This window comes from Mobilisporobacter senegalensis, from assembly GCF_003752155.1.
Classification (GTDB): Bacteria; Bacillota; Clostridia; order Lachnospirales; family Lachnospiraceae; genus Mobilisporobacter; species Mobilisporobacter senegalensis.
The window spans coordinates 77313-85522 of sequence record NZ_RJVG01000014.1; the positions used below are offsets into that span (position 1 = coordinate 77313).

General features: G+C 34.3%; 7 protein-coding genes and 1 other RNA gene. 3 read left to right on the forward strand and 5 right to left on the reverse strand.

Annotation, left to right across the window (positions count from 1 at the left end; all coding sequences use genetic code 11):
* Positions 1–189: 189 nt before the first annotated feature.
* From EDD66_RS16810 to EDD66_RS16825, 4 genes are all read right to left on the reverse strand, one after another.
* Positions 190–2118 (reverse strand): NAD(+) synthase, encoded by a 1929-nt coding sequence (locus tag EDD66_RS16810; RefSeq protein WP_123610749.1) that lies wholly within the window; start codon positions 2116–2118, stop codon positions 190–192.
* 296 nt (positions 2119–2414) lie between these two features.
* Positions 2415–2592, reverse strand: a non-coding RNA gene (gene ssrS, locus EDD66_RS16815) — 6S RNA.
* Positions 2593–2775: 183 nt separating this feature from the next.
* Positions 2776–4278 carry a sensor histidine kinase gene (locus EDD66_RS16820; RefSeq protein ID WP_123610750.1) on the reverse strand — a complete coding sequence of 501 codons (1503 nt, stop codon included), beginning with the start codon at positions 4276–4278 and terminating at the stop codon, positions 2776–2778.
* Positions 4279–4289: 11 nt separating this feature from the next.
* A complete protein-coding gene (locus EDD66_RS16825; protein ID WP_123610751.1) occupies positions 4290–4985 on the reverse strand; it encodes a response regulator transcription factor in 696 nt (231 codons plus the stop codon).
* A 219-nt stretch (positions 4986–5204) separates the two neighbouring features.
* On the opposite strand from EDD66_RS16825, the gene EDD66_RS16830 reads away from it, so the two are divergent.
* From EDD66_RS16830 to EDD66_RS16840, 3 genes are all read left to right on the forward strand, one after another.
* Entirely contained in the window at positions 5205–5849 is a 645-nt protein-coding gene (locus EDD66_RS16830) for an Ig-like domain-containing protein (protein ID WP_123610752.1), read from the forward strand.
* Between the two features lie 86 nt (positions 5850–5935).
* Complete coding sequence (locus EDD66_RS16835) at positions 5936–6601, forward strand: MBL fold metallo-hydrolase (RefSeq protein ID WP_123610753.1); 666 nt, start codon at positions 5936–5938, stop codon at positions 6599–6601.
* A 67-nt stretch (positions 6602–6668) separates the two neighbouring features.
* Positions 6669–7202, forward strand: coding sequence for a rubrerythrin family protein (locus EDD66_RS16840; RefSeq protein WP_170164408.1), 534 nt, complete (start codon positions 6669–6671; stop codon positions 7200–7202).
* A gap of 123 nt (positions 7203–7325) precedes the next feature.
* Here the strand turns inward: EDD66_RS16840 and EDD66_RS16845 are convergent.
* Positions 7326–8210 (reverse strand): phosphoenolpyruvate carboxykinase (ATP) (locus EDD66_RS16845; RefSeq protein WP_123610755.1); only part of this gene is annotated, 885 nt, incomplete at its 5' end.

Genomic DNA, 8210 nt, shown 5'->3' on the forward strand with positions numbered 1-8210 from the left:
AATTACTATCATTCGTATTGCCATAAAATTTCATTTTATGGCCCCGTGAGCAATTCCCTTGTAAGTAAACAAAATTACTACCACTCGTATTGCCATAAAATTTCATTTTATGGCCCCGTGAGCAATTTTGCCCTTGCAAGCAAGCAAAATTGCTATCACGAGTATTATACTAGGATTGTAAAGGCTTGTCTACTTATCAGGCTTCACTGTTTCAAGTTCTTTTATCCACTCATCTGCTGATGCATCACTTGGCATTCTAAGATCCCCTCTTGGAGATAGTGCTACACTACCTACCTTTGGTCCATCCGGTAAGCAGGAACGTTTGAATTGCTGGGAAAAGAAACGTTTATAAAAGATTGTAAGCCATTTATAAATAGTGCCATCATCGTATTCTCCTGCAAACGCTATCTTAGCCAGACGATAAATCTTAGAAGGAGAAAAACCAAATCTCATAATATAATACAAAAAGAAATCGTGTAATTCGTAAGGACCAACAATATCTTCTGTTTTCTGAGAAATCTCACCTTTTTTAGGCGGTAAAAGCTCAGGACTAACCGGGGTGTCCAGGATATCAATTAATATTTCGTTTAGTTCTTCATCTGTAGCCGTTTCTGCAAAATATAAAACTAAATATCTTACCAAAGTCTTTGGGATGGAACAATTCACTCCATACATTGACATATGGTCTCCATTATAAGTTGCCCAGCCAAGGGCCAGCTCTGACATATCACCTGTACCAATAACAAGTCCATTGTATTGATTGGCAATGTCCATTAAAACCTGAGTTCTTTCTCTTGCCTGAGCATTCTCGTAAGTTATATCATGGGTATCTATGTCATGGCCAATATCCTGTAAATGGAGAAGAACAGATTCATTAATAGGAATTTCTTTTAAGGTCGCCCCTAATTTCTTAGTTAAAGACACTGCATTCTGATAAGTACGATCCGTTGTACCAAAACATGGCATAGTTATAGCAATAATATTCTCTCTCTCTAATCCTAATAGATCAAATGCCTTACCTGTCACTAACAGTGCCAGTGTAGAATCTAATCCTCCAGAAATCCCAATCACCGCATATTTACAATTTGTGTGTTCAAGCCTCTTTTTTAATCCCATTGCCTGGATTAAAATAATTTCTTCACATCTTAAATCTCTTTCGCTTTTATTATTAGGTACAAAAGGCGCTTTGTCATATCTTCTGGTTAAGTGGAGTTTTGTAATCTCACCATGATAGGAAAAAGGAATCGTAGTATATTCCTCATTATGTTTTGCCTGGTAAGTTGACTTTCTTCTTCTTTCACTGACGATTTTTCCAAGATCAAATTCCGTATATATTAATTCATTGGTAAATCGTTTAGATTCCTTCAAAATCACACCATTCTCAGCGATCATATTATGTCCGCCATATACACAATCAGTAGTAGATTCTCCTTCTCCTGCGTCCGCATAGATATAGCCGCATACTAATCTGGCAGACTGGCCTCTTAATAAGTCTCTTCTATAACTATCTTTTCCTGTTAATTCATCGCTGGCAGATAAATTGACAATTAATGTTGCGCCTGCAAGGGCATGGTGAGAGGATGGAGGAATTGAGACCCACAGGTCTTCACATATTTCTCCACCAATAATAAGATCTTTCATCTCATCACACTGCAGTAGAATATTCGTTCCAAAAGGAATTTCATAATTATCAAATTTTATCATTATCGGTTTTTCATTGCCCGATGTAAAATATCTGGCTTCATAAAATTCTGAATAATTCGGTATATGTTTCTTGGGAATGATACCAAGAACACGCCCATCTTTAACAAATGCAGCAACATTATATATATTGCCATGTTGTAAATAAGGTAATCCCACAACAGATAAAACATTCATATCCTTTGTGGCAAATGCAATTCTTTTTAATTGTTCCATGGCTGCTTGTAATAATGTATCCTGAAGGAATAAATCCCCGCAGGTATAACCTGTAATACATAATTCAGGAAATACAACTACTTTGATCTCTTTTTTCTCACATTCTTCTAAAATTTCTATCATCCGATTGGTGTTATATTCACAATCTGCAACTTTTATCTTGGGTGTAGCCGCAGCTACCCTTACAAAACCGTGTACCATATCATTCCTCCGAATTTATAACATATTATATTAAAAACAAAACGGTCGTGATCACTTCATTCTTATTATAAAATTAGTATTGCTAAAAAACAAGGATATATTTGCGCGAAGACAATGAGCCTGTGTTAGTAAGTCCTAAGATGGATCATACTCGTATGAAATCCTATCTTAGGACTTACTAACATTTGGCGACTGCCCGCGAACCTTAGAAATTCGCTTTATGAATTTCTAAGGTGGCACAGGCTCATTGTCTTCGCGCAAAAAAAGGCAGCTTACGCTGCCCTTTATCATTAGTATATTACCCCAAAATGCCGGTTCCTGTATTTTGACTCCTAGCCATAGCTAGGTGGGTTTCCGCATATATACCTCTGTCTTCCACTACATGGTGGCCTGACATAATTATATGAATTTAGGAATCCCGTATTAATTGATGTAGGTTCAAAATAGCAAGAGTATCGTACATTTCAGGAGTTCTTTTGTTAAGATTATTATATATCACCGGAAAGAATTTTTCAAGTTTTTTATTTAATTTATTATATAGTTATTTTAATCAATTTATTTACCTTTTATGTATCGAGTAGACTGTTAATATAATGCAATTGTCGTTATTAGCTGTAAGCTTTTACCATTTTTGTTAAATTGTATTTACTACATTCTTTAAACACTCATCTCTTCATAATCTTCTTTTGTTAAATTAAATTGAAAAACAAACTCAGTTCCATGATTTAATTCACTGAATACTTCTATATTTCCACCATGCCGTATCGCGATCTCTTTTGCGATGGTAAGTCCAAGCCCGGAACCTTTTGCATTCTGTCTTAGTTTGGATTTATAGAATTTATCAAAAATATTCGGAAGTTCTTCTTTAGATATACCAACTCCTTCATCTTTAATAGATATCTTTAATCCACAATCTTCCCAGATATGAATATATACAATAGAATCTTCTTTAGAAAATTTCACTGCATTATCTAAGATTATCATAAACATCTGCCTTAATCTGTCATAATCCCCATGAATAATATAAACATCTTTGTCTTTCTTCATATCCAGAGTGATATTCTTCTTCTTTCCAATCGCATTGACACTTCTTGTAATATCATCAAATACCTGAACTATATTTACTGGTTCCATCTCCATTGCAAATTCCGGATTCTGCATCTTTGATAATACCAGAAGATCCCCAACAAGTCTTTCCATACTCTTACATTCAGAAAGCATCCGTTTATAATACTGCTTTTTCTTATCTTCATCCGTTACTACATCATCGATTAATGTTTCTGCATAGGCTCTTACAACAGTAATAGGGGTACGTAATTCGTGAGATACATTCGCAAAGAAATCCTGCCTCATCTTCTCCATATTTAATCTTTCCTGCTCATTAATAAGAAGTTTATCGGATAAAATATCGATAGCTTTTGCCAGATCACCAAGCTCATCCCTAAGAGCAATCTCTGTTTTTACGTTATATTTCCCTGTTGCAAGTTCAAGGGCGGTAATCCTCATCTTTGAGATTGGATTAGATAAATTCCTTGCGAATAAAATTGCTATAATAAAAGATATAAATAAAGCTAAAATTGCACTTAAAACAATTAATGTTCTGCCAGAATTAATGGCATCCTGCTGCTGTTTTACAGGAGAATTAATTAATATGGCACCAACAACGTTCCCACCTGTTCCATAGATAGGTACACCTACTGTTAGAATTTCAACTCCATGCAGATTAGAATAACTGGCAGCATAATCTGCTTTACCGTTAAAAGCATTATTAAGAACTACTTCCATTTCTTCATTCAGCTTATCCCCTTCTAAAGAAATATTCTCTAATCTATCACTCATTGGCTCTTTCGCACTGGGATTAGAGACTGCCCATATGTCATTTGTCAATAGAATATTCTTGTTCTTCTCCACCTCTTGTAATACCTGTAAATAAGACAGACCTTCCTGGTAATCTTCATTCATTACAAATTCTGACATTCTAACAGATATATTGGAGGCTTGATTCTCTAATCTTTGTCTCACTGTATCCACAGAGCTTTGGGAATATAATCTGATAAATATGAAACCTATCAATATTGCAAAAAGTGCCAGCATAATGGCATAATATATATATATTCGAAAGAATAACGTATTATAAATCTTAAACGATGATTTCTTCACTATTCATCCCTCTAATTTTCTTCTACCTCGAATTTATAGCCAACACCCCAGATAGTTTTAATATTCCATAGTGGATGCTCCATCTTATCCAGCTTAGCGCGCAGTCTCTTAATATGAGAGTCTACTGTTCTACTATCCCCAAAATAATCAAATCCCCATAAACTGTCCAGTAAATTATCTCTGGTAAATACTTTATTAGGATTACTGGCAAGAGTCCACATTGTTTCGATTTCTTTCTTCGTTAATGAAACTTTAGCTCCATTAATATGTAATGTATATTCATCCAGGTTGATAATAAGATTACCAACATTAATTGTATTTTCAGAAATATTAGCGACTTCTTTCTTTTCCATCCTGCGCAGTACTGCTCTAACTCTCGCCATCACTTCACTTGGGCTGAATGGTTTTACTATATAGTCGTCTGCACCTATATCAAGTCCCATTATCCTTTCGAAATCTTCACCTCTTGCGGTAATCAGGATCACTGGAACATTGGATTTACTTCGTATTTTACGGCACACTTCATAACCATCTTCCTTTGGCATCATAACATCCAGTAAAACAACTGCAGGATTATATTCCTGAAATAGTTTAAGTGCTTCTTCTCCATCGGATGCAACCACTGCATTAAAGCCTTCCTTTACTGCATATGTTGACAGGATATCTGTTATGTCTTGGTTGTCATCTGCTATTAATATATGCTGCATCAAAACTCCTCCCTTTCCATACTGAATACATTATATAATATTTAACCAGGTTAAAACAAGAGGAAAGAACAGTATATTCTTACAATTTTATTACAAAATTGTTATGAAATTTATTTTTTCGTAAAATGTATAAATTGACATGTTTCTGACAAAAAATAAGTTTATTATAGCTATAACACAAGTAAATTATATGAAATTTACACTTGGAGGTAAAGTAAGATGAGCAAATTAATTCGTGATAAGTATACTTTTACCTTTGGTTTAATACTTCTATTCTTTATGTTATTATTGCCTGGTACAATAACAGCAAAGGCTGCTGATGCAGAAGGAACATCCAAAGATATTCAACTTAATGTTACAAGTAAATCCCTGGTCGTTGATACAACTTATGATATAAAAGTCTACAATTTATCAAATGATTATAAAGTGTCATTTAAATCTGATTCCTCATCCACTGCCTCAGTTGACAAAGGAGGAACAGTAACGGGTAACAAGGTAGGAACAGCAACCATTACAGTCACTGTGAAAGATGGTTTTAAAACTATTACTACATTAGACTGTCAGATAACTGTTGGCCCTCCTGCTATCAGTATTAAGCTGACAAAAGCAGAATACACTTTATTTGTTGGAGATAGAACTTCATTAAAAGGTATTTTAAAACCTGATAATACAGTAGAGGAACCAAAATTTATAAGTACAGATTCTGAAATTGCGTCTGTAAATTCTACTGGCAGAGTTACAGCAAAAACAGTTGGCGAAGTTTATATCTATGCATTCCTGGAAAACGGAAAAAGTGATTATTGTAAGATAATCATTACAGAGCCACCAGCTCAGTCTAAAGAAGAACAATCAGCGAAAAAATAATTCATAGCTGAGATTGTAAGGCATCCCCTTATTTTCTCAGCTTTTTTAATACCATAATATGGATTTAATGAAAGAGAGGTGAAAAAATGAAGATAGAAAAGATTAAAAACAGAAGCATTCTATTCACCAGAATCAATCCTGCTGAATGGAATTTAAATATACAGCTTATTATCGGGAATAAACATAATTATATTGTAGATACCGGACTAGGTTCCTTAAGTATTGCTCCAATTCTGGAGTATATAAAATATATGAATCAAGATAACAAACCGATCATTGCTATTAACACTCATTATCACTGGGATCATATCTGGGGCAATTCTTCCCTGCAAAATTCTACAATACTTGCCCACAAATTATGCAGAGATATGATTGATTCTAATTGGGATGATATGATGTTCCATAATAAGCATTATATTGAGGGAGAAGCAGTGAAATATCTTCCCAATATGATATTTGAAGAAGAGATTTATTATCCTGAAGATAAAATAAGAATTATGTATACTCCTGGTCATACCATCGATTCCATTAGTGTATTGGATGAAGAAGATAAAGTATTAAATGCAGGAGATAATATAGGTGACACCCCTGATGAGATTATTCCACAAATTGATTGTGAGAAATATGAATATATTAATACATTATTAAAATATAAAGAAATGGAGTTTGATACTTGTATCTCCGGACATAATGTGGTTTTAGATAAACAAGTAATTGATAATATATTGAAGTTGATAAAGAATATCATCTGAGTATGAACATAATATCTACCCTGAATACATATTATATATCAAATTGCGTTATATTTTAGGAGATATCGTGGAATTTCAGAAAAGTCAAACTTATCTTAACTTACAAGTGGCATTGGAGAATGAACTAACAACAAGTGGCTTATATGATCTCTATAGGAAAAGAGCTGACCAGGAAGTACTTTTAGAGGTCAGGAATGTTTTTGATACTTTTTCTATAAATGCTCAATTTATAGCAGAAAGATTACGAAGGATATTAAATGACGGAGATACCAGTACATTGCAAAACTTAATTGATGCTGCAAATAGAGAGCTATATGCAGAAAATAATATCTATAGAGAATTTTCCCGTATTGCAGTGGAAGAAGGTTTTAATGATTTAGCATCTCTATTTAATGGAATTGCAAATATTAAATTAAATCATAATATTACCTTTCAAACCCTTGCAGATGACATGGAAAATAATCAACTATTTTGCAAAGAAAGAGAATCTTTATGGATTTGTTTAGGCTGCGGCAATATATTAAGTGGAGATTGTGCCCCGGAAATATGCCCTATATGCGAATATCCACAAGGTTACTATCAATTTTACAGATATTTATAATTAATTTAGAATGGTTAATTACAGGACTAAATATAAAGGGGTAAACTGTACCCTGATAGTTAAGCACAACCTCTTTTTCTATGTCTTACTATCAGGGTATAGTTTACCTTCATAAATAAATAATTATTCTAATTCTGCTACAACTTTCTTTAATGCCGCAAGAGCATCTGCAGGTAATTTATCGAAACCGCCTTTAAATTCATCTCTTGATTCCACAAATTTTACTCTGTCTTTCATTCTTTCTACTAATTGATGCTTATAGTCTCCATCATTAAGATTCGGAACAAAACCTTCCCATTCCATAATCTCAATGTCTTCAAAATTAGCCCATTTCTTGAAGGCAGCAGTTCCTTCCACAATACTTTCTAAAATTCCAAGGGTATCTTTTGGCTGAACCTTTTTACCCATGAAATCACCTGTATTAAGAATATAACAATCTACATTTCTCTTTGCCACTAATTCTTTGAATTTTTCATAATCATGAGCCAGTTCATAAGTTCTGAATGGATTTGCATATGGTTCTACTACCAATGCGTTAGGATCTACTCCCGGAGCCAGTCTTTCTGCAGAAGTTCTCTTTGTTGCCAATGTGGCACCCATAACAGATGCAAGTTCTGCACCTTTTAATTTAAGTACCGGAGGTAGTGTAGGGTCTTTCATTAACCAGAAGATCGCATTCACTGGTTCTTCGAATTTATCCACTCTGTTTGGTGACCATAATTTAGATTTTACCGCACGGCCATTTCCATTACGGATATCTTCCGTCACAAGGACCACATTGCCATCTTCGTCTACCGTAGCGCCGCAGTTCTGTGCTGTTACTAAGAATTTATTATCTTCACAGGTCAATGGATAATCCTGAGTCTTATCAAAGTATGCCGGTTCTAATGCAATGGAAGAACCATCTTCAGAGGAGATGATGAATGCATCATCATGAAGAACCGTAATATCATATTTTCCACCATGAGCTGCATGTGTAATGGTTGATTTTCCAGAACCGGATAGACC